Genomic DNA, 20,346 nt, shown 5'->3' on the forward strand with positions numbered 1-20,346 from the left:
TAATTATGTCGCGCCTATAAGACTGCGAGGCGGCACCCGTAATTGGTCCCATGAAGGCCGTCAAGCGGCCGGGATCGGTTCGTCGCAGGGGACCTCGTAGCCGGTCGCATGGCAGAAAGTTTCGTACTCTGCGGAGCTTGGCAGCCCGCGCGCAGGCGGGCCTGCGGGTGCCGTTGGGGGGAGTGGCTCCAGGTAAAAACTTAACCGTGTCTGACGTAGACATTACACGGTGTTAAGACATGTATATCGGTTCATATTGTTACTTTCGGCATCTCGCCGCCCGCGCGTTCGGGATACGGCTTTTCAAAAAGCTGGTTTCATGTGTAGCTTTGGCCATGCCCCATTGTGTGGCTTAGGCGAGTTGGCGCGGTTATCGATTCGTCGCTGGCGGCACGAATGCGCCGCCGAGTGCCCGATACAAGGCTGCCGCCCCGGCCAGTTCGTCCCGACGTACGATCAGAACGGCCTGCTGCGCCGCATATAGGGCGCGTTGGGCATCGAGCAGCTCTAGACGTCCTGTCGCGCCCGCGCGGTAGGAAAGGGCGGCAAGCTCGGCTCGGCGCTGGGCCTGTTCAGCTGCGGCGCGTAACTCGGCGCGCTGCGTCGCATAGGTCGCGCGGGCGACCAGGCCGTCGGCCACTTCGCGAAATCCGGTCTGTATCGCCTTCTCATAGGTGGCGACCGCGACGGATGCGCGCAGTTTGGCGAGGTCGAGCGTGCCGCGCAGCTCGCCGCCACGGAAGATCGGTGCGCTGACCTGGGGGGCGAAGGACCAAGCGCGATTCGCATTATCGAACACGCCACGGAGTGCGATGCTGGCAAAGCCGAACGCGCCCGTTAAAGAAAGGCGCGGGAAGAAGGCAGCCCGCGCCGCACCGATATCGGCATTGGCGGCGCGCAGATCCTCCTCGGCCTGGGCGATATCGGGGCGCCGCGTCAGCAGCATCGAGGGGGTTCCTGCGGCGAGTGCAGTACGCATAGGCTGGTCGAGCAACGGGATCGGTGGCGGAAGATCGCCGGGTAGCGGCGCACCGATCGCCAGTGCCAATGCGTTCGTCGCCTGCATTTTTTCGCGCTGCCGCTGGGCGACGTCCGCTTGGGCCTGGCGTACTTGCCCTTCTGCCTGGGCGGTCTCGACACCGCTTGCCTGTCCGGCTTCCTTGAGCCGCTTGGTAAGGTCGAGTGAATTGCGCCAGTCGGCCAGGGTCGCTTCGGCGAGTGCCAGCTGTTCCGCTGCCAGCCGTTCGTTCAGATAGACGTCGACGATCGTGCCGATCACCGCCAATCGTACGGCGCGTCGGCTCTGGAGCGAGGCCAGCCAGCGGTGGAACGCAGCCGCGTTCATCGCGCGTATCCGCCCGAACAGATCGATCTCGAAGCTGGCCAGTGCCGCCTGGGCGGTGAACTGGCCAAATTCGAACCCGCTGGGGCCGCTGCCCGGCGTGAGGCCGACGCCCGCGCCCGCCACGGCTGCGGGTTGGCGCTGGCGGGTGTAGCCGCCTTCCGCCTGGAGGCCGGGCAGGGATTGTGCACGCTGCACGCGCAGCTGCGCCCGCGCTGCATCGGCGTTGAGCGCGGCAATGCGGAGGTCACGATTGGAATCCAGCGCGATTTCGATGAGCCGGGCCAGGCGCGGATCGGCGAACATGGTGCGCCAATCGGGCAGTGCCTCACCGGCGTCCGGGCCACCCGTCCCTGCGATCACCGGATAGGCGGGGGGGATCGGGGCGGGGGGCAAGGCCAGATTCGGCGTCATCGAACAGGCGGTGGTGGCCAGGAGCAGGGCGAGGGAGAACGCGCGCGTCATCATACGGTCTCCGCCTTCGCCGCGCCGCGGGCCTGCCAGCGCTCGGCGAGGCCCACCACCACCACGAAGAAGGTGGGCACGAACAGCAGCGCCAACACGGTGCCGGTGATCATGCCGCCGAAAACGCCGGTGCCGATTGCGTGCTGCGTCTCTGCGCTCGCGCCACCGGCTACCATCAGCGGCACAACGCCCAGCGTGAAGGCGAGGCTGGTCATCACGATCGGTCGCAGCCGCACCCGCGCCGCCGCGATCGCAGCTTCGACCAGGCTGCTTCCGGCCGCGCGATACTGTTTGGCGAATTCGACGATAAGGATCGCGTTCTTGGCGCTGAGCCCGATAATCGTGATCAGCCCCACCTTGAAGAACACGTCGTTCGACATGCCCCGCAGCGCCACGGCGGACACCGCGCCGATCAGGCCAAGCGGTACCACCAGCATCACTGCGACCGGGATCGACCAGCTTTCGTACAGCGCCGCCAACACCAGGAACACCACCAGCATCGACAGCAGAAGCAACATCGGTGCCTGCGCACCCGCTTCGCGCTCCTGCAGCGACTGGCCGGTCCATTCGATCGCAAAGCCAGCCGGCAACTGCGCCGCGAGCTTTTCCATCTCGCGCATCGCATCGCCGCTCGAGGTGCCGGGCGCGGCGGTGCCGGTGATGCTTACCGCAGGGTAGCCGTTATAGGTGGAAAGTTGAAGCGGGCTGTTGCTCCAAACCGGCGTCACCAGTTCCGCCAGTGCGACCGTGGCGCCGCCGCTTCCCCGCACCCGCAGGCGTAGTACGTCTTCCAGGTGCATGCGGTGCGCTGCGTCGGCCTGCACGATCACCTGCTGCAACCGCCCCTGGTTGGGGAAATCGTTGACATAGCTGCTGCCGAGCGAGGTGCCGATCATGTCGCTGATTGCGCTGAACGACACGCCCAGCGCGCGGGCCTTGGCCCGGTCGATGTCCAGCCGCACGCTGGTGCCGGCGGGCAGCCCCTCGGCATAGACGTTCGCCAGCTTCTCGTTACGCGCCGCATAGCCGAGGAGCAGGTCGCGGGCGGTGAACAGGGCGTGGCGCCCCTTGCCGGCGCGATCCTCGAGGCGCAACGTGAAGCCTGAAGAGGTACCCAACTCGTCAATTGCCGGCGGCATCAGGTTCATCACCTGGCCTTCGTGGATGGCGGCCTGCATCGCGGCATCAGCGGCAGCGACTTCCTTGCGCACATCGGTGTCGCCGCGTGCCCGCCAATCCTTGAGTACGGTATAGATCATCGCCGCATTGGGGCCGGAGCCGGAAAAGCCGAAGCCCAGGATAGACTCGGTCGTTTCGATGCCCGGCCGCCCGGCGGTGTGCCGCTCGAACGCCTGTACCGCCTCTAGCGTACGGGTAACGGTTGCGTCGGCGGGAAGCTGGAAGCTGGTCATGAAATAGCCCTGGTCCTCTTCGGGCAGGAACGAGGAAGGTAGGTTGAGGAAGGCCACGCCGAGCAGCCCGACGATCCCGGCGAACACGGCGAGCATCCGCCCGCTTCGCCGCAGCAGGGCCCGCACCCAGCCCTGGTAGCGCTGCGTGGCGCGATCGAACTGTCGGTCGAACCAGGTGAAAAATCGGTTCTTGCCCGGTTCTTTATCCAGTGGCTTGAGCAATGTGGCGCACAGCGCTGGCGTGAGTGTCAGCGCGAGGAAGGCGGAGAACAGGATCGATACCGCCATCGCCATCGAGAACTGGCGATAGATGGTGCCGACCGATCCGGAAGCGAGCGCCATCGGCAGGAACACTGCCGACAGCACCAGCGTGATGCCGATCACCGCTGGCGTGATCTCGCGCATTGCCTTGGCGGTCGCGTCGCGTGGCGATAACCGCTCCTCGTGCATCAGGCGCTCGACATTCTCGACCACGACGATGGCGTCGTCGACAATGATGCCGATCGCCAGCACCATGCCGAACATCGTCAGCACGTTGATCGAATAGCCCGCCACCAGCATCACCGCGATCGTGCCGAGCAGCGCGATCGGCGCCACGATCGCCGGGATGATCGTATAGCGCACCTTTTGCAGGAACAGGTACATCACCAGGAAGACGAGCAGCATCGCTTCGGCCAGCGTGTGCAACACCTTCTCGATCGAGATGCGCACGAACGGCGCGGTATCGAAAGGGGCTGACCAGCTCATCCCTGGCGGTAGTGCGTGGGCCAGCTCGGCCATGCGGGTGCGCACGGCCTGCGAGGTCGCGACGGCATTGGCGCCGGGGCTCAGCTGAACCGCGGCCGAGGCGGCGAGCTTGCCGTTCTCGCGTGTGGCGTTGCCGAAGCTCTGCCGGCCGAGCTCGATCCGCGCCACCTTGTCGAGCGTGACGCTGGACCCGTCCGGGTTCGCCTTCAGGATAATCTGGGCGAAGTCCGCTGGTGTCTTGAGCTGGCCGTCGGCGGTGAGCTGCACCAGCACGCGCTGGCCGTCTGCGGTCGGCTCGGCGCCCAGTGCGCCTGGCGCGATCTGAACGTTCTGTTCACCGATCGCAGTCGTCACGTCGGATGCGGTAAGGCCGTAGCCCGCGAGTTTCGCCGGATCGATCCAGATACGCATCGCCCGCTCGGCAGAGAAATTCTGGACGCGGCCGACGCCGGGCACGCGCTTAAGCTCGTCGACGATGTTGCGCGTCATATAGTCGGATAGCGCGACTTCGTCCTGCCGCCCATCGGATAGCAGGCTGACGATCATCAGGAACCCTGACGAAGCGGATTCGACGCTGACACCGGTCTGGCGCACCACCTGGGGCAGGCGCGGCTCGATCGTCTTCAACCGGTTCTGCACGTCCACCTGCGCCATTTCGGGGTTGGTGCCCGGCCGGAAGGTGGCGGTGATCGTCGCGGATCCGGAGGTATCGGCGGAGCTTTCGAAATAGAGCAGGTTCTTCACGCTCGAAAGCTCGCGCTGGATCAGCGAGACGACACTGTCGTTCAGAGTCTGCGGGGTGGCGCCGGGGTAGCTGGCATAGATGCTCACCGTCGGTGGCGCGACGCTGGGAAAGCGTGCGACCGGCATCTGTGGAATGGCGATAACGCCCATCAGCACGATGGCGATGGCGATCACCCACGCAAAGACCGGGCGATGGATGAAGAACTGCGGCATCTCAGCGGCCCGCACCGCCGCGCCAGGGGCGCTGACGTACCGGCATTTCGGGCTGCACCCGATCCTGCCCTTCGACGATCACGACCTCGCCCGCACGCAGGCCGGAGAGAATGACGATGCGGCCCTGCACGATTGGACCAAGCCGGACGGCGCGGAGGTGCACCCGGTTCTGCGCATCCACCACCGTCACTTGTGCGGCACCTTCGCCGTCGCGTGTCACGGCCTGTTGCGGTACGGTGATCGCGGCGGGCAGCGCCCGGCGGGGCAGGCGGGCGCGCACGAACATGCCCGGCAGCAGCGCCTCGCTTGGATTGGGCACTTCCACCCGCACGAGCGCGTCGCCCGTCCCCGGATCGACGTTGATCCCGGTAAACAGGATGCGGCCCTTCACCGGGTGCAGCGTGCCCGACGCTGTCAGGATCTCGACCGGCCCTGCTGCGCCACCGGCTTCGCGAAGCATGGCATAGCGCTCGGCCGGTTGGCGCACGTCGACATAGACCGTATCGATCTGCTGGATCGTGGCCAGCGGCGCGGTGTCGGCGGTGGTAACCAGCGCACCCTCGGTCATGTTGGCGGCGCCGATACGGCCCGAAATCGGTGCGGTGATCCGCGCAAAGCCCAGGTCGATCTGGCGGCGGCGCAGCGTTGCGCGTGCTTCGGTGAGCTCGGCGGCGGCCTGATTGCGGGCCGCGAGGGCATCGTCATAGCTTTGCCGGCTGATCGCATCGGCATCGACCAGCGGCTTCAGCCGCTCCGTCTGGGTGCGCGCCCGCGCATAGGCCGCCGCTGCCTTATCGACCGCGGCACGCGCGGTATCGGCGTCGGCCCGGAACGGTGCCGGGCTGATTTCAAACAGCAATTGCCCCGCGCGCACCGGCGCGCCTTGTTCGAACCGGCGCCGCTGGATGATGCCGCCCACCTGGGCGCGGATTTCGGCGGTGCGAAACGCGACCACGCGTCCCGGCAGCTCTTCGGTTGGCGTCACCGCGATCGGCGAGACGCGCAGCGTCAGTACCTCAACCTCGCGCACCGGTTCGGGCAGCGTTTCGGTCGAGCAGCCGGCTAGCGCTACGGCCAATGGCACCAGTACCGGCACGGGGCGAAAAAGGCGGAGACAATGCAGCATGGCGCCGCCTATCCGCGTGCTCCGTTGCGGGTGTATCGAGATTGTGTGGAGACTGTGTGGAGGGGTGCTGGCGGTGACCAAGCCTTGGCTGATAGGAAGGGGCCATGAACCCGCTCGCGTTAATCGCCGAAGACGAGAAGGATATCGCCGACATCCTTCGCGCGTATCTGGAACGCGAGGGCTATCGCACCGTCCAGGCCGGCGATGGGCGCACGGCGCTCGACCTGCATCTGGCGCTCAAGCCAGACATCTTGCTGCTCGACCTTTCCATGCCGCTGGTCGATGGCTGGGAGGTCCTTTCTGAAGTGCGGCGGCGCGGCGCCACGCCGGTTCTGGTCATCACGGCGCTCGATCAGGATATCGACAAATTGCAGGCGCTGCGCGTCGGCGCGGACGACTATGTCGTCAAGCCGTTCAATCCGGTGGAGGTTGTGGCGCGGGTAAAGGCCGTACTGCGTCGGGCAGGAAGCGGGGCCGCAACGGGCGTATTGCGGGCGGGGCCGGTGGAAATCGATACCGGTGCCCATCTCGTCCGTACGCATCAGGGCGACGTGGCGTTGACGCTCACCGAATTTCGCCTGCTCGCCCATATGGCGCGCACGCCAAGCCGCGTGTTCACCCGCAGCGAGTTGGTGGACACCTGTCTGCCTGGATCGGACGCGCTCGACCGAACGGTGGACAGCCATATCAGCAAGCTGCGTCGAAAGCTCGATCGGGCCGGCGCTCCCGATATGCCCGAGGGCGTGCGCGGGGTTGGCTATCGGCTGTGGTCGCGCGGCGGATGAAGGCGCGGATCAGCCTGACGCGGCAGCTGGCGGTGGCGATGACCGCGCTGGCGATGATGGCGATCATCGTGAGTACTGCGGCTTTCTATGCCGTCTATGCTGCGCTGGAGCGGCTGCGGATCGTGGCGCCGCTGCCGCCAGGGATTGAGGATACGACGGGTCTCGATGTCGGCATCACGCTGGTTGCCTGCGTGGTCGGCGGTCTCCTGGCACTTATGATTGCGGTGCGGGTGGCGCGGCGGATCATCCGTCCGCTGGGCGCGGTGGCGGATGCAGCGCGTCGCATCGCCGAGGGCGATCTTGCCACCCGGATCGATCCCATTCCCGAGGCGCATGGCGAAACTGCGTTGCTGATCGCCGATTTCAACGCGATGGCGAGCCGGCTCGAGCGCATGTCCCACGATGTGAAGCTGTGGAACGCGCAGATCGCACATGAACTGCGCACGCCGCTGACGATCCTGCGCGGCCGGCTTCAGGGCGTGAACGATGGGGTGTTCTCGCTCGATGGACAGCTGATTGCGGGATTGCTGCAACAGGTGGATGGTCTGACCCGGTTGGTGGAGGATCTCCGCAGCGTCAGTCTTGCGGATAGCGGCCGTCTCGAACTGGTGCTGGCCGATATCGATCTTGTTGCCGAACTGCAGGCGATGGCGCCGACGCTTTTGTCGATGCTGTCACCGGCCGGGTTCGGCCTGGCATTGGACCTGCAGGCAGGTACGTTCCGCGGGGATGCTGCCCGCATCCGCCAGGCAGTGATCGCGCTGGTGGAGAATGCGCGGCGCCATGCCGATCCCTGCATGGTGCGGATCGTGACGGCGTTTTCCGCCGGCACGGTATCGATCCAGGTCGTTGATGACGGGCCGGGCCTTCCGGACGGCTTCGAGGGGCAGGCGTTCGAGCAGTTCGCCCGCGCCGGGCATCATGCCGGCGGATCCGGGCTGGGGCTGGCGGTCGTTCGCGGAATTGCGCGGGCGCATGGCGGGGAGGCCCAATATGCACGAGGGCAGGGGCGGTCGACGTTCGAGATCGTCCTCCCGCGCGCGTGAGTGTTGAACGAGGCAATCGGAAACGGCGGTGACCCGCCTCGCAACGGCGGCCGGCATCGCGCACGTCGATGCTGCCAAGCCCGCGCCAGCCTCTTCGGATTTGCAGCAAGCACCGCCACGGTATCCGTGGACCTTCGCGACGCGACTGATGGTCACGCCCGATTTCATCGACGACGAGATCGTCGATGTCATGGGATGGTCGCCAGGTGCGGTCCGGTGCCACCGCACGATCTACGTTGACGACCACGCCAGGAATGTGGCACTCGGCCGTCCGATCGCACGGGGGTCTGTAAACCGGGATTACAAACCGGGGGGCCGAAAGCGGTCGGAACAGCGCTAAGTCGTTGTTTTGCGGGTGTAGCTCAATGGTAGAGCAGAAGCTTCCCAAGCTTACGACGAGGGTTCGATTCCCTTCACCCGCTCCAATTCTCGATCTCACAACATCCCACAGAGCTTTGTAAACCGCGGAAATCTGCGGTATTTTTGGCGTTGTCCGGCTCACTGGATCGCGCAAGATTTCAGGAAAGCTCCCGAAGGTGGGGGCCACTTTGCGAGAAAAGCGGGCCGAAAAACGCTCGTGGCCCCCAACGTGGGGGCCACGCCTCGGAAAGGGCTCCACTATGCCTTTGACAGATATAGCTATTCGTAAGGCCAAGCCGCGCGAGAAGGCCTATAAGCTTTGCGACATGCAGGGCCTGTTTGTTCTGGTCCAACCCTCAGGGGGCAAGCTCTGGCGGATGAAGTACCGCGTGGGCGGTGTTGAGAAGAAACTGGGCTTGGGCACATACCCCCAGGTCAGCCTGCGCGACGCCCGGAAGAAGCGGGATGAGGCCCGCGATCTGTTAGCCGAGGGCAAGGACCCCGGCTTGGAGAAGCAGCGCGAGAAGCTTCGTGCCGGGGCGCTGGCAGAAAACACGTTCACCAGCATCGCGAACGAATATTGTCGGAAGCGTCGTCGCGACGGCGACCGGGCCTGGGCGCCCTCCACCGCAGCGCGGTGCGAACATCTCCTCAGCCTGCTCGACAACTCTATCGGCAAAATGCCGATCCATGAGATCGAGCCTATCGACGCTCTTGCCGCGATTCGGAAGATCGAGAAGCGAGGCAAGCTCGAGAGCGCCCGCCGTACCCTGCAACTGGCCAGCGCGGTGTTCCGCTACGCAGTTGCCACTGCCCGGCTGAAATCCGACCCGACGAGGGATCTACGCGGCGCCCTGATGACACCGACGGTCACGCACTATGGCGCTGTCACCGAGGCCGAGGAAGTCGGCAAACTGCTGCGCGCGATTGACGCCTACGAGGGGCAGGGCATGACTAAATGGGCGCTGCAACTGGCTCCGCATGTGTTCGTGCGCCCGGGAGAACTGCGCCATGCGCGATGGGATGAGATCGACCTCGACGCGGCCGTGTGGACCATCCCGGCCGAGAAGATGAAGATGCGCAAGCCGCATCACGTCCCGCTCTCGACCCAATCGATCGCCATCCTGCTGGAGATCCGGTCAATCACCGGGTCCAACGGCTATGTCTTCCCATCGATGCGATCGCGCACGCGGCCGATGTCAGACAACACCCTCAACGCCGCGCTCCGCCGCTTGGGCTATTCAACCAATGAAATGACAGCCCATGGCTTCCGCGCCATGGCGAGCACCCTGCTGAACGAATCCGGCAAGTGGTCCTACGACGCGATCGAGCGCGCGCTGGCCCATGGCGATACCGACAAGGTACGCGCTGCCTACCATCGCGGCACGCACTGGAAGGAGCGAGTAGCGATGGCGCAGTGGTGGTCGAACCTGCTCGATAGCCTGCGCAGCGGAGCCACGATTTTGCCCTTTCCGGGAGTGATGCTCGGCTGAACACCTTCGGTCACCGAGCATCATGGGCACAGCCGTCAAATAACCGCCTGAAACAAGCGAGGTGAACCATCATCCTTTGCCAGCGGGGGCGAATAGTAGTTCGTCTAGGCGGCAGGCCGCTCGCCTGATGTTGCTCATGATGCCACCCTTCGAATCGGTGCTGGCCAGGGCGACGCAGCGCGACAGCAGGTCGAGCAGCGTCGCTGGCTCGAAGCCTTCCGGAGATACCAAGCCGCAAATCGCCATTGCGACGTTGTTCGCATCCTTGCTGTTCGCAGGTTCGGGCAGCAAGCCGAGTTCGATCTCCTGCAGCATTGTGGCGGGCGTTCCGACCGGCTTCTTGAACGCCGCCTTGGTTCCCATGGCGCGGCTCGCGAACATCTCCCGACGCTTCGCGGACCCACCCAACCCGCCGATAAAAGCGGCGAGATCTGCGCGATCCAGTTGCGACGCCTGCGCGAAATAGAAGATAGGCAACCACTCGGCGTGCGATGCCTCCACCGCGAAACGAATATACTCGACCGGCCGGAATAGCGTCTCCCGGTTGAGGAAGTTCGTCAGAAGATTGACGTCGGTCACCACGCCGCGGCTTCCGATCCGTTCTTCGCCCGCCGCCCGAACCTCTCCGATCAGGCGGAGCGCCGGCGCGCCCGCCACCTCGTTGAACTCGCCTTCGCGGATAAAGCTCAACTGGTCGAGCAGCGACTTGTCGATCGTGATCGGCCGCTTGCCGTCATCAAGCACCCCCTCCTCCAAATCGGCCAGCAGCACGCGATCGGGACCGCGCTGCAGCAGTTTCTCGACCATCGGAAGTATCTGCTGGCGGGCAATTGCGTCCCGCTCGTCCAGCATCGTGCGCAGATCGCCATATTTGATCCGGGAAGACTGCCCCGGATAGCGAAAGAAGATGTCGCCTTCGCGGATATCGCCCTCCTGCCGGGTGGCGATCACGGGCCTGCTCGGGTGCTGCTCGACGTGCAGGACGCCTACGGTCTTCCCGTCCAGTTCGATCGTCGCCGCTCCGACACGAGGGGTCGGATCGAGCTTCGCCTTGATGTGCGAGGTTAGGTCAGCGGGATCGAGATTCGCGAAATCGGAGCCGGTCAGGCCGATGACAGCGAAGCTCTTGTCGACGCCATCTGCGCAGGCGGCGTCCTTGTCGTGCACCCCGAAGAGGATATAGCCGCCGCGATTGTTTGCCAACGCCGCCACCGCACGAAGCCAGACATGCGCGTTGCGCAGCCGAAAGCTGGCCTTGCATTCATGCGCATCGGTTTCGCCAGGCCGAAAACGCCAGGTGCCGTCCGCATCCTGCTGGAACATCGCCAGTAGTGTCTCCCGGTCGAGCGGCCCGCACCGCGCGGGCGCGACCTGAGCGCCTGGTGCCGGCGGGACGACAAGGGAAGCCTGCCCGAAACCGGCGAGAAAGGCATCCAGTGTTGCATCGCCCGCCATCGGTATCAGCGCGGAGTCGCTGTAGGTGCCGTCACCGATATTGGTGATCCTGCCCGAGTTCACCGGTCGATCCGGGCGATTGAAATAGAATTGAATGGTTGCGTTTCGCATGCCGCGGTGGAGCATCGCCTTGATTAGGGCGATCTCCTCGTCGGTAATGCTACGCTTCCCCATCGATGCCCGCCCCCGTCGAAAGATCTTCCGTCTTCGATAAGCGGTCCATCAAGCCTAGAATAGGCGGTTCAGCAAGTGCGGTTCGCTGTTCTTCAAGCGATCGAGCATGTTGTTGACGTAGAACATGTCCGGGCTGGCGATCGCCGGCAGAACGACGACGTTGTAATCGGGCAGATCCTTGTCGAGCGTGAAGACCACGAGGCCGACACCGTGGATGCTGCACAGCGATTTCAGGCGGCTCATATCGTCGCTGCTCGTGGTGCGCGGCACGACGATGTAGCTTTTATGCGAGAACAGGCGATAGGCGACTGCCTGGCCGAAGGCGACGACCGGCTGGGCGGGCGTCGCCTTGATCTCGGCGGTGACGATCTGCGGTTCGAACTTGAAGATGTCCTGCGCACGCGGCTTCAGCACGCCGATCACATCGGGCGTGCCCCATTTGCCGCCCAGGCTGCTGCCGCCCAGCGCTCCCGCGACGGTGACCTCGTCATTCTCCTCCAGCCATTCGGCGAAGCTGGCGTAGAAGTCCTGTTCGGAAACCGATGCAGTGCCGCGATCGGGGGTGTCGATCGGTACGACCGTGGCGGCGACGGCCTCGTCCTGCGCCACGGCGTCGGCGGCCTCGGCGTCGGCATATTTAGCGAGCTGATAGGTGCCGCGCGCGATCTTGACGATTCCGTCACCGCTCTGGAACAGCAGATGCGTCGCGCCGCGCACGCTGTTCGAAGGCGTTTCCGGGTGCGCGGCGGCAATCAGCTTGAGCACCTCGGCCCAGCGCAGCCCGCCGGGGTGCTGATCGAGTATCTGGCGGACCTCGTCATGAATCTGCTTGCGGTTGAGTTTCGCCAATGCCGTTCCCCCGGTTCAGATGGTGCTTACGCCGTCGCCAAATGCCTGATGCAGCATGGCAGGTAGCAAGGCCGCGAGTTCGGTCGCCGCCGCAGTTTGGGCCAATCGCGCCGATCGAGCCTTAGCCTGAAGGCCGTCAAACCAATGCTGCGCGTCGAGTGATGGGACCGGGAGGTTGATAGACGCCAGTCGCTTGGTAGCGAGTGTGCGATTTCGGTCTGCGCTCCCCACTGACGCTTGACCGATTTGGCGCAGCCCGGCGTCAGTCTGCAAATAGTACCACAGATAGCCAGCGGTCGCGAGCGAGGGGTCAGGCACACACGTCAGATACCGATGCGATCCATGCTTGCCTGCGTGTTCGGAGCCAGCGACAGCGAACGCCCCCTCCCACGCTTTGATGTTACTGAAAACGAGGTCGCCAGCTTCGATGCGGTAAAGGGACTGCCACGTCACTTCAGCACCGACGACATCCGGTTTGATGAACAGGCCACGACCGAAGGAACGGACGCCAAGTTCGGGATACACAGCATCAGGATCAATCTGCACGGGGCGGCGGACCAGCGGGGCCACCTCGGCCATTGAGCGGCGCGGCGCGTCGGCGATGACGCGGGCGAAAGCGGCAGCCAGCATCGCGTCGATTTCGGCATCGACGCCGGTTGCCGCGCGCGACCGCGCCTCGATCGCGGTCGCCGCGGTATTCAACTGCTCAACGATGCGATGCTGTTCTGGTCGAGGCGGAACAGGAATCTGCTGAGCAAGGAACCGCGCCTCCTTGAGGCGCACGCGATTGGTGCTGCCTTCGCTAGCGCCGCGACATAGCGCAACAAACCAGTCCGTCCGGCTGACCCATGCGACATACTCCGTCAGCACGGTTTCATTATCCACGTCGAATACGGGGAAGTCGTTGGAGACGACCGCGCCATCAAGATCCGGTGGGACAATTCCGAAGGCGCCATGCCGGGCGTCGATTTTAGAAATCACGAACTGGCCGGCGCGCACCCTGTTCTGGTGAGATGCGGCTATTTCGGCGCCGAGTACGCGGCCGCGCAAGGTTAGCCCTTTGCCCCACAGGCGTGCGGTGACTTGCGCATATGTTTCGTCAAGCTGGAGTGGAACGCGATCCACTGCCGGCTGCAACAACTCCCCCAGCGCCATCATCGGCCAGGTCATGCCGCGTCGCGCTCCGCCACCAGGCCGCGCAGCTCTTTCAGGATCGCCAACACCTCCGCTTCCTTCTCCAGCGCCGCCGCCACGATCTGGGCCGGCGTTCGGTGGTCGTCCACCACCTTGGTGTTGGGGTTCTTCTGGTCGAGATTGACGGCGCGCACCACGCCGGCCTCGTCGCGCTCGATCAGCGCCGGGGCGCTGACCTTCCAGGCGCGCGGGTCTTCGCCGCGCACGTCCCACCAGGCGGTGAGGTCGGCGAGGTCGGCCGATTGGAGCGGCGCGGTCTTGCTGTATTTCTTGCGACCCTCCGGCGCAGGCTGTTCCCAGAACCAGATATCGCTGGTCGGCCCGGTGGTGTCGAAGAACAGCAGGTTCGAGGCGATGTCGGTATAGGGCGCGAACACGCCTTCGGGCAGGCGCACCACGGTGTGCAGGTTGAACTGTTCGAGCAGATCGGCCTTGATCCGCGCGGCGACACCGTCACCGAACAGCACGCCATGCGGCACGACGACTGCCGCCCGGCCTTTGCCCTTGCGCTTCAGCCGCCGCATGATGAGCTGGAGGAACAGCAACGCCGTTTCAGAGGTACGGCGATCGGCGGGGAAGTTGCCGAGGATGCCCGCCTCTTCCTCGCCGCCAAAGGGCGGGTTGGAGAGGATCACGTCCACCCGCTCACGCTCGCCAATCTCGGTCAGGCGGAAGCGCAGCGCGTTGCCCGGGTCGATATCCGGTGCCTCCAGCCCATGGAGCAGCAGGTTCATCTGCGCGAGCAAATAGGGCAGTGGCTTGGCTTCGCCGCCGAGCAGCGACCCGGCCTGCAACTGGCGGCGCTTTTCCACGCTGTTCGCCTGGGCGGCCATATGGGCATAGGATTCGGTGAGGAACCCGCCGGTGCCGCAGGCGGGATCGAGCACGGTTTCGCCGATCTTCGGGTCGATCCGCTCGACCATGAAGCGTACGACGGCGCGCGGCGTGTAGAATTCGCCGCTGTCGCCGGCCACGTCCCGCATTTCACGCAGCAGCGTTTCGTACAGGCGGCCGAGCGTGTGCATCTCCTCCGAGCTGTCGAAATGGATGCCGTGGATCAGATTGATCACGTCGCGCAGCAGATAGCCGCTTTCCATGCGGTTCTGCACGCCGCGGAAGACGGTCGCGATCACGTCGCGCCGATCACGTCCGCCATTGGTGCCGCGCAGGGACCGCAGATAGGCGAACAGGCCGGGGCCGGTGGAGCCATCGGGCCGGGTCGCTTCCTCGGCGGTGATGAAGGTGAGCAGGTCTGGGCCGGTAATGCCTTCCTTGTCCGCTGCCCAGTCGCGCCAGCGATACGGCGCCTCGATGGCCGCATGGAACGGCGCGCCCGCCAGTTCGGCTTCGTCGGCGTGGACGCGCTCCAGATCGTCGAGAAATTTCAGGAACATCACCCAGGTGAGCACCGGCAGCCGATCGAGGTCGCCGTTCAGCCCCTTGTCCTTGCGCATGATCTTGCGCGCGGATTTCACGATGGTGTCGAGGCGTTGGGCGGTGGTCTGCGGGGTCGTGGTACGTGGCGCGCGGGCCATCAGGCGGGGTCTTCCCAAGGATTGAGGAGAGGGACGCCGGTTGCAAGGAAGTCGGCGGTGTTACGGGTTACGACGGTGAGGCCGTGAACAAGGGCGGTGGCGGCGATCATCGCGTCGCGCTCGGGCCGCGGATCTGGCACGTGCAGCGCGGCGCAACGGCGCGCAACGGGAATGTCGACCGGCAGGATGCGGTCGGCAAAATCGGCCATCACGCGATCGTCCATCCACACGCGCAACATGGCGGCCTGGGCGGGATCGCGGCGATTCAGAAGCAGGATGCCGCGCTCGATTTCGAACACGGTGATGGTGGAGAGAAAGAAATCGGCCAGATTGATCCGCGTCGCCCAGGCGAGGACATTCGGATTCCCCTGGTTCGGACGGCGCAGCGCAGAAATGGCATTGGTATCGAGCAGGAACATCAGTCGAATTCAGCCGGACGCGATACGAAATCCATCTTGGGCGGATCGAAATCGAAATCGCCTCCGTTCCAATCAGCCAGCGCGTCAGCCAGCGTTCGGCCCTTGCCGGTCAGCCGTTGATATTCCTCAATCGACAGCAGGACATGTGCGGGACGACCGCGATCGGTAATGAAAACGGGGCCGTTCAGGGCCGCTTTCTTGGCGCGGGCGGCGTCCTGATTGAACTCTCGGCTGGTAACGCTGGTGATGCCCATGACGCCCTCCTAGCGCTTGACGATATGTTGCTACATTGGCGACAAGGTTGCGAAAGTCAAGCCGCGTAGAGTGCCTGATTGAGCGCGTCGACCGCCTGCCGCATCGCCTGCGGGCCGCCAAATCGGCGTGCGATTTCGCTGGGATTGCCGAAATCGGAGACGGGTTGCACCTTCAGCGCCTGCGGCAGCACCAGTTCCTCGGCACCGCCGCCGGCATAGCGATCGAGCAGCGCGTCGAGGATTGCGCGGGCATCGTCGCCATATTTGCTGAACAGGTCGGTGTCGCGCACCCGACGCGCACGCTCGGCCCGGGTGGTAAGCGGTGCGTTCCAGGCAAGGTGGCAGATCAGGTCGAACGGATCGTCTTCCGGACGCTCGGCTTCCTGTGCGAGGGCGTGGAGATCGATGCCGCGTTCGGCCAGGGCATCGATGACGGCGCCGCGCTTGTCCGGCATCGCCCATTCCGCACGGAACGCAGCCGGGGTGGCAAACAGGGTGCGGACCTTCTCGCCCGTCCAGTCGGTGAGCTTGCGGCAAGTCAGGCGTTTGCCGTCCGCGTCGAGGTCGTATACCATGTGCGCGACGACTTCGACTTCGCCGCCATCGACATAGAATTTTCGGGGAAGGCCGTCGTCTTCGTCGTCCGGCGGCACGTCGGTGGGACCGCTCGGCTGTTGATCGGAAGCCTCATTGTCCGGCGCCTCGTCTTCGACGGTTTCCGACGTGACGGTCTCGCCGGTTTCGTCGATTTCAGTCGTGGTTTCGGCGCTCGGCTCCCCATCAAAGGACGGGTCGGCGAACTTCTCGGTGGCGGTGCCGGTATAGTCGAGGATCGAGAACCACAGCTTGTCGTAATCCTCCCGCATCCGGGTGCCGCGGCCGATGATCTGCTTGAATTCGGCCATCGAGCCGACGACCCGCGCCAGGACGACGTTTTTGCAGGTCGGCGCATCTACGCCGGTGGTGAGCAGTTGCGAGGTCGTCAGGATGACTGGCGTTTCCGCTTCGACGTCCTGAAAGCGGCCGAGCATGGCTTTGCCAATGTCGCCTTCGTCGGCGGTGACACGGGCGACATAATCGGGGTGGCGCGCGACCATGTCCGCGTTCAGCCGCACCAGGGCGGCACGCATCTCGCTCGCGTGATCCTGATCGACGCAGAAGACGATCGTCTTGGCGTAGCGATCGGTATTCTTCAGGAAATCGGAGAGGTGCCGGGCGATGGCTTCGGTGCGAGCACGAAGCGCAACGGTGCGCTCGAAATCGCGGGTCTGATATTCCTCGTCGGGCACCGCGCGGCCGAACCGGTCCAGCTCCCCCGCGCTGGGCCGCCAGCCAACGGCATCGAGATCGGTGACGATCCGGTGCACGCGGTATGGGGCCAGAAAGCCGTCGGCGATGCCCTGCGCCAGGCTGTAGGTATAGAGCGCGTCGCCGAAATAGCGGTAGGTGTCGCGGCTCTCTTCGCGCAGCGGCGTGGCCGTCATGCCGAGCTGATAGGCTGGCTCGAACCATTCGAGGATCTCGCGCCAGCTACTGTCGGATCGAGCGCTGCCACGGTGGCATTCGTCGATGACGATCAGGTCGAAGAAGTCGCGGGCGAATTCGCGATAGAGGCCGGGGCGCCGCTCGTCCGCAGCGATGGCCTGGTAGGTGGAAAAATATATGTCGCGGCCATGGCTGACCGCGCCCGCGCCGAGCTTCCACCGCGCATCGCCGAACGGGATGAAAGTCTTGTCCTTCGGATCGTCGACCAGAATGTTGCGGTCGGCGAGGAACAGGATCTTCGGCCGCCGGTGGTCTCCGCGCTTGTTCCAGCTGGCAGACCAGAGCCGCCAACAGATCTGAAACGCAACGGCGGTCTTGCCGGCGCCCGTGCACAGGTTGAGCAGAAGGCGTCGCTGGCCGCCATGGATCGCCTCCAGCGAGCGGTTGACCGAAATCTCCTGATAGTAACGCAGCGGTCGCTCGGCATCCGGGAAGCCGGGCTCGAGCACTCGGTCGGCTACGGGTTCAGGCAGGTCCAATCTCTCCCGGAGCCGCTGCCACAGTTCGTCCGGCGATGGGAAGTCGGCGCGCACCGCTTCGGTGCCCGCGACCATGTCGATCTCGATGATCTCATGCCCGTTGCTGGCATAGGCGAAGCGCAATCCCAGCACTTCGGCATAGTCCCGCGCCTGTTGAACCCCATCCTGCGCCGATCGATACCCTGCCTTGGCCTCGATGACCGCGATCGGATAATCCGGACGATAGCGCAGGATGTAGTCAGCGCGCTTCTTCTGTCCGCGTCGCGGGGTGCCGCCGACGAACATCACCCGCCCATCGGTGAAGGTGCGCTGCTCCTGAATCGCGCAAGGCGCATCCTCCCATCCGGCTGCTTGCAACCGAGGAACGATCAACTTCCGGCAGGTATCGGCTTCTGTAATCATCGCTTGCAAGTTCTTTTGGCGCGAACGCAGAGCGCAGGCAACCTCGCGCGGAAGCGGCGGACTGTGAATCGGCTTCTCTGCCACGAGTAGCAATATGGCAGGCGATCAGCGAACGTCGTCCACATGGTAGAAGATGGGATTGTGCATCCACTCATTGACGGCGGATTCTCGCCAGCCGGCGCAGCGGGTGGCGATACGCACCTGCTTGGGGAAGGTCCCCTTCTGGATCTTCCGGTAGAGCGTCGCACGGGAGAGGCTGGTGCGGCGCAGGACCTCATTAAGGCGGAGGAAGCGGTCAGGTTGCTGTTGCAGCATGGGTCAGTCTCCTGTGTCTTGTGGAGTTCTTTTGTGCTTGTCGGAGACAGAGTTGGGGTGACGATCGCCGTCGTCAACGGCAGGAAAATTGGCTTTTTTTCGCCAGTTTGTCCCTAGACGTTCCTATTCGTCCGCTGCCGTTCCAAATGTAAGGGAAAATTATTTTGCGGGCGGATGACGTGGCGTCTCAGGCTGTTCCAGCCTGACCGCGCTCTACTTCCGCGTGGCCGCTCCAGCCGAGCCGCCCCGGGGCGTCTCGTCGGCTTCGCCGTGATGATCGCATGACGTGGGCCGGTCCGCTTAGCGGCCCGGTCGGCATGGGCGCCATGCCTCTGGCGGTCGCCGCGCCGGTGGCGCGGCGGCGTAGTGCCTTCGGCGTCATGGTGGCGGGGGGCGTCACGGCCCTGTAGCCCCGCCTCGGCGCGGCGCAACCCGGCAGCCTTGCTGCCGGGTCATCCACTCCGTTCCCGCCCTTCGGGTGCGCCCCGCCTGCGTCCGGCGGGGCTGTCGGTCCGCTCCTGCCGCCCCCCGCCACCCCGGCGCCGGTCGATGGCGGTTTTAGGAAGGAGCAGAGGAGATGCAGAGCAACGAGCGTCAGAGCCTCTATGGTGAGGTAACCGCCCGGATCATCGCGGAGCTGGAGCAAGGCCGCTTGCCCTGGGTGCAGCCCTGGGATGCGGCGCGGTGCCCCTGCACGATGCCGAGAAACGCCGTATCGGCCCGAGCCTATTCGGGGATCAACGTGCTGATCCTATGGGCGGCGGCGATCGATGGCGGCTATGCTGGCCAACGCTGGCTGACCTATCGGCAGGCGGAAGCGGCAGGCGGGCATGTTCGGCGCGGCGAGAAGGGCACGGTGGTCTGCTATGCGGATCGCTTCACCCCGAAGGACGAGGCCGAAAAGGCGCAGGGCGAAGACCGCGAGGCGCGGACCATTGCCTTTCTGAAGCGGTTCACCGTCTTCAATGTCGACCAATGCGACGGCCTGTCCGAGGCGGTGACCAGCATTCCGGTTCTGCCGGACCCCGTGCTGGCGATTGCCGAGGCGGATCGGGTGATCGCGGCCAGCGGCGCAGATTTCCGGATCGGTGGGAGCGAGGCCTATTATTCACCGGCGCAGGATGTCGTGCAGGTGCCGCCACAGGCGGCCTTTCATGATCCGGTGAACTGGTACCGGACGGCGCTGCACGAGCTTGGGCATTTCACCGGCCATTGCAGCCGGTTGGACCGCGACCAGTCCGGCGCCTTCGGATCGGCATCGTACGCAAAGGAGGAACTCGTCGCGGAGATGTCGGCGGCGTTCACCTGCGCGTCGCTCGGCATTGTGCCCACCGTCCGGCACAGCGACTATATCGGCTCTTGGCTCGCGGTGTTGCGCGGCGACGAGAAGGCCATCTTCCGGGCTGCCAGTGCGGCGAGCAAGGCGGCGGACTTCCTCCTTTCCGGTGGGGAGGCGCGGTCATGACCGAGCGGCTTCCGCCCCATGTCTTCCGGCGGCGGGGCTTCCGTGCCCTTCGTCGGATGACCGAACGGCAGCGCGCGATCTTCTGGGCGATGCGGTTCGAGGAGATCGACTATCCGACGCTTGCGCTACGCCACGGCATCAGCGCCGAGGAGGTGGAGGCGGAATTTGCCGCAGCCCTCACCCTCTTCATGCGGATCATCGACACGCCGGAACCGTGGTGGCGCCGCCTCTGGCCCCGGTGATCGCCGGCATTCACACACACCGCTTGCCGCCGGGTGGCTTGCCATCGGGCGGCAAGCCCGACAGGGTAGCCTCCGCCATGCGCAGCAATGTCGATCATCTTCCGCCTGCCAAGCAGCGCGAGCTGGAGCGCGTGGTGCAGATCGTCTTCGAGGAATTCGACGACGCCTTCGCGCTCGCCAGCCACGAGTGGAAGAAGAAGGGCCGCATTCTCAAGGTCATCCTGTACGGCATCTGTGGACGCCCCTTCGGATGCAAGCGGTAAATCGGGGTAATGTTGGCACGTA

At 64.9% G+C, this 20,346-nt stretch carries 17 protein-coding genes, 1 tRNA gene and 1 pseudogene; 8 read left to right on the forward strand and 11 right to left on the reverse strand.

Going from position 1 to position 20,346, the window contains the following annotated elements:
* Window positions 1-370: 370 nt before the first annotated feature.
* From DD559_RS13140 to DD559_RS13150, 3 genes are read right to left on the reverse strand one after another with little or no spacing between them, the layout of a single operon-like run.
* Complete coding sequence (locus DD559_RS13140) at window positions 371-1,810, reverse strand: efflux transporter outer membrane subunit (protein WP_240610251.1); 1,440 nt, start codon at window positions 1,808-1,810, stop codon at window positions 371-373.
* Window positions 1,807-4,938 (reverse strand): multidrug efflux RND transporter permease subunit, encoded by a 3,132-nt coding sequence (locus tag DD559_RS13145; protein ID WP_276308185.1) that lies wholly within the window; start codon window positions 4,936-4,938, stop codon window positions 1,807-1,809. Before DD559_RS13145 ends, DD559_RS13140 begins: the two co-directional genes overlap by 4 nt.
* Complete coding sequence (locus DD559_RS13150; RefSeq protein WP_116469575.1) at window positions 4,925-6,049, reverse strand: efflux RND transporter periplasmic adaptor subunit; 1,125 nt, start codon at window positions 6,047-6,049, stop codon at window positions 4,925-4,927. Before DD559_RS13150 ends, DD559_RS13145 begins: the two co-directional genes overlap by 14 nt.
* A 104-nt stretch (window positions 6,050-6,153) precedes the next feature.
* On the opposite strand from DD559_RS13150, the gene DD559_RS13155 reads away from it, so the two are divergent.
* The 5 genes from DD559_RS13155 to DD559_RS13175 all read left to right on the forward strand — a co-directional run bounded on the left by DD559_RS13155 (window position 6,154) and on the right by DD559_RS13175 (window position 9,733).
* Window positions 6,154-6,834 (forward strand): response regulator, encoded by a 681-nt coding sequence (locus DD559_RS13155; RefSeq protein WP_116469576.1) that lies wholly within the window; start codon window positions 6,154-6,156, stop codon window positions 6,832-6,834.
* Entirely contained in the window at window positions 6,831-7,880 is a 1,050-nt protein-coding gene (locus tag DD559_RS13160; RefSeq protein ID WP_133243822.1) for an ATP-binding protein, read from the forward strand. Before DD559_RS13155 ends, DD559_RS13160 begins: the two co-directional genes overlap by 4 nt.
* A 28-nt stretch (window positions 7,881-7,908) precedes the next feature.
* Complete coding sequence (locus DD559_RS19650) at window positions 7,909-8,220, forward strand: hypothetical protein (protein ID WP_133243823.1); 312 nt, start codon at window positions 7,909-7,911, stop codon at window positions 8,218-8,220.
* Window positions 8,221-8,231: 11 nt separating this feature from the next.
* Window positions 8,232-8,305 (forward strand) — tRNA-Gly (locus DD559_RS13170).
* Window positions 8,306-8,500: 195 nt separating this feature from the next.
* The gene (locus DD559_RS13175; protein ID WP_116469579.1) at window positions 8,501-9,733 is read left to right on the forward strand and encodes a tyrosine-type recombinase/integrase; all 1,233 of its coding nucleotides are present in this window, start codon (window positions 8,501-8,503) and stop codon (window positions 9,731-9,733) included.
* Between the two features lie 69 nt (window positions 9,734-9,802).
* On the opposite strand, the gene DD559_RS13180 is transcribed toward DD559_RS13175, so the two are convergent.
* From DD559_RS13180 to DD559_RS13215, 8 genes are all read right to left on the reverse strand, one after another.
* Window positions 9,803-11,314: an AlbA family DNA-binding domain-containing protein gene (locus DD559_RS13180; protein ID WP_165831091.1), complete on the reverse strand. Its 1,512-nt coding sequence runs from the start codon at window positions 11,312-11,314 to the stop codon at window positions 9,803-9,805.
* Between the two features lie 102 nt (window positions 11,315-11,416).
* Complete coding sequence (locus DD559_RS13185) at window positions 11,417-12,211, reverse strand: hypothetical protein (protein ID WP_116469581.1); 795 nt, start codon at window positions 12,209-12,211, stop codon at window positions 11,417-11,419.
* Between the two features lie 15 nt (window positions 12,212-12,226).
* Window positions 12,227-13,381 carry a restriction endonuclease subunit S domain-containing protein gene (locus tag DD559_RS13190; protein ID WP_116469582.1) on the reverse strand — a complete coding sequence of 385 codons (1,155 nt, stop codon included), beginning with the start codon at window positions 13,379-13,381 and terminating at the stop codon, window positions 12,227-12,229.
* Window positions 13,378-14,940: a class I SAM-dependent DNA methyltransferase gene (locus DD559_RS13195; RefSeq protein WP_116469583.1), complete on the reverse strand. Its 1,563-nt coding sequence runs from the start codon at window positions 14,938-14,940 to the stop codon at window positions 13,378-13,380. Before DD559_RS13195 ends, DD559_RS13190 begins: the two co-directional genes overlap by 4 nt.
* Window positions 14,940-15,359 carry a type II toxin-antitoxin system VapC family toxin gene (locus tag DD559_RS13200; protein WP_116469584.1) on the reverse strand — a complete coding sequence of 140 codons (420 nt, stop codon included), beginning with the start codon at window positions 15,357-15,359 and terminating at the stop codon, window positions 14,940-14,942. The genes DD559_RS13195 and DD559_RS13200 overlap by 1 nt, the downstream gene beginning before the upstream one ends.
* A complete protein-coding gene (locus DD559_RS13205; protein WP_116469585.1) occupies window positions 15,359-15,613 on the reverse strand; it encodes a type II toxin-antitoxin system Phd/YefM family antitoxin in 255 nt (84 codons plus the stop codon). The genes DD559_RS13200 and DD559_RS13205 overlap by 1 nt, the downstream gene beginning before the upstream one ends.
* Before the next feature lie 56 nt (window positions 15,614-15,669).
* Entirely contained in the window at window positions 15,670-18,039 is a 2,370-nt protein-coding gene (gene hsdR / locus DD559_RS13210) for an EcoAI/FtnUII family type I restriction enzme subunit R (RefSeq protein WP_116469586.1), read from the reverse strand.
* Window positions 18,040-18,144: 105 nt separating this feature from the next.
* Window positions 18,145-18,354, reverse strand: a complete 210-nt coding sequence (locus DD559_RS13215; RefSeq protein WP_116469587.1) for a helix-turn-helix transcriptional regulator — start codon at window positions 18,352-18,354, stop codon at window positions 18,145-18,147.
* A gap of 577 nt (window positions 18,355-18,931) precedes the next feature.
* On the opposite strand from DD559_RS13215, the gene DD559_RS13220 reads away from it, so the two are divergent.
* From DD559_RS13220 to DD559_RS13230, 3 genes and pseudogenes are all read left to right on the forward strand, one after another.
* Window positions 18,932-19,819 carry an ArdC family protein gene (locus DD559_RS13220; RefSeq protein ID WP_116469588.1) on the forward strand — a complete coding sequence of 296 codons (888 nt, stop codon included), beginning with the start codon at window positions 18,932-18,934 and terminating at the stop codon, window positions 19,817-19,819.
* Window positions 19,816-20,061, forward strand: coding sequence for a hypothetical protein (locus DD559_RS13225; RefSeq protein ID WP_116469589.1), 246 nt, complete (start codon window positions 19,816-19,818; stop codon window positions 20,059-20,061). Before DD559_RS13220 ends, DD559_RS13225 begins: the two co-directional genes overlap by 4 nt.
* A gap of 77 nt (window positions 20,062-20,138) precedes the next feature.
* Window positions 20,139-20,303, forward strand: a pseudogene (locus tag DD559_RS13230) (nucleotidyltransferase); the annotation flags it as partial.
* Window positions 20,304-20,346: the final 43 nt, after the last annotated feature.

Source organism: Sphingomonas pokkalii (genome assembly GCF_003096275.1).
In the GTDB taxonomy this organism is placed as follows: domain Bacteria; phylum Pseudomonadota; class Alphaproteobacteria; order Sphingomonadales; family Sphingomonadaceae; genus Sphingomonas; species Sphingomonas pokkalii.

Excerpts from the sequence above, each read along its gene's own strand:
- DD559_RS13140 (WP_240610251.1), bottom strand. The coding sequence starts at position 1,810 with ATGATGACGCGCGCGTTCTCCCTCGCCCTGCTCCTGGCCACCACCGCC.
- DD559_RS13150 (WP_116469575.1), bottom strand. The coding sequence starts at position 6,049 with ATGCTGCATTGTCTCCGCCTTTTTCGCCCCGTGCCGGTACTGGTGCCA.
- DD559_RS13155 (WP_116469576.1), top strand. The coding sequence starts at position 6,154 with ATGAACCCGCTCGCGTTAATCGCCGAAGACGAGAAGGATATCGCCGAC.
- DD559_RS13160 (WP_133243822.1), top strand. The coding sequence starts at position 6,831 with ATGAAGGCGCGGATCAGCCTGACGCGGCAGCTGGCGGTGGCGATGACC.
- DD559_RS13175 (WP_116469579.1), top strand. The coding sequence starts at position 8,501 with ATGCCTTTGACAGATATAGCTATTCGTAAGGCCAAGCCGCGCGAGAAG.
- DD559_RS13180 (WP_165831091.1), bottom strand. The coding sequence starts at position 11,314 with ATGCTCCACCGCGGCATGCGAAACGCAACCATTCAATTCTATTTCAAT.
- DD559_RS13190 (WP_116469582.1), bottom strand. The coding sequence starts at position 13,381 with ATGACCTGGCCGATGATGGCGCTGGGGGAGTTGTTGCAGCCGGCAGTG.
- DD559_RS13195 (WP_116469583.1), bottom strand. The coding sequence starts at position 14,940 with ATGGCCCGCGCGCCACGTACCACGACCCCGCAGACCACCGCCCAACGC.
- DD559_RS13200 (WP_116469584.1), bottom strand. The coding sequence starts at position 15,359 with ATGTTCCTGCTCGATACCAATGCCATTTCTGCGCTGCGCCGTCCGAAC.
- DD559_RS13205 (WP_116469585.1), bottom strand. The coding sequence starts at position 15,613 with ATGGGCATCACCAGCGTTACCAGCCGAGAGTTCAATCAGGACGCCGCC.
- hsdR (WP_116469586.1), bottom strand. The coding sequence starts at position 18,039 with ATGATTACAGAAGCCGATACCTGCCGGAAGTTGATCGTTCCTCGGTTG.
- DD559_RS13215 (WP_116469587.1), bottom strand. The coding sequence starts at position 18,354 with ATGCTGCAACAGCAACCTGACCGCTTCCTCCGCCTTAATGAGGTCCTG.
- DD559_RS13220 (WP_116469588.1), top strand. The coding sequence starts at position 18,932 with ATGCAGAGCAACGAGCGTCAGAGCCTCTATGGTGAGGTAACCGCCCGG.
- DD559_RS13225 (WP_116469589.1), top strand. The coding sequence starts at position 19,816 with ATGACCGAGCGGCTTCCGCCCCATGTCTTCCGGCGGCGGGGCTTCCGT.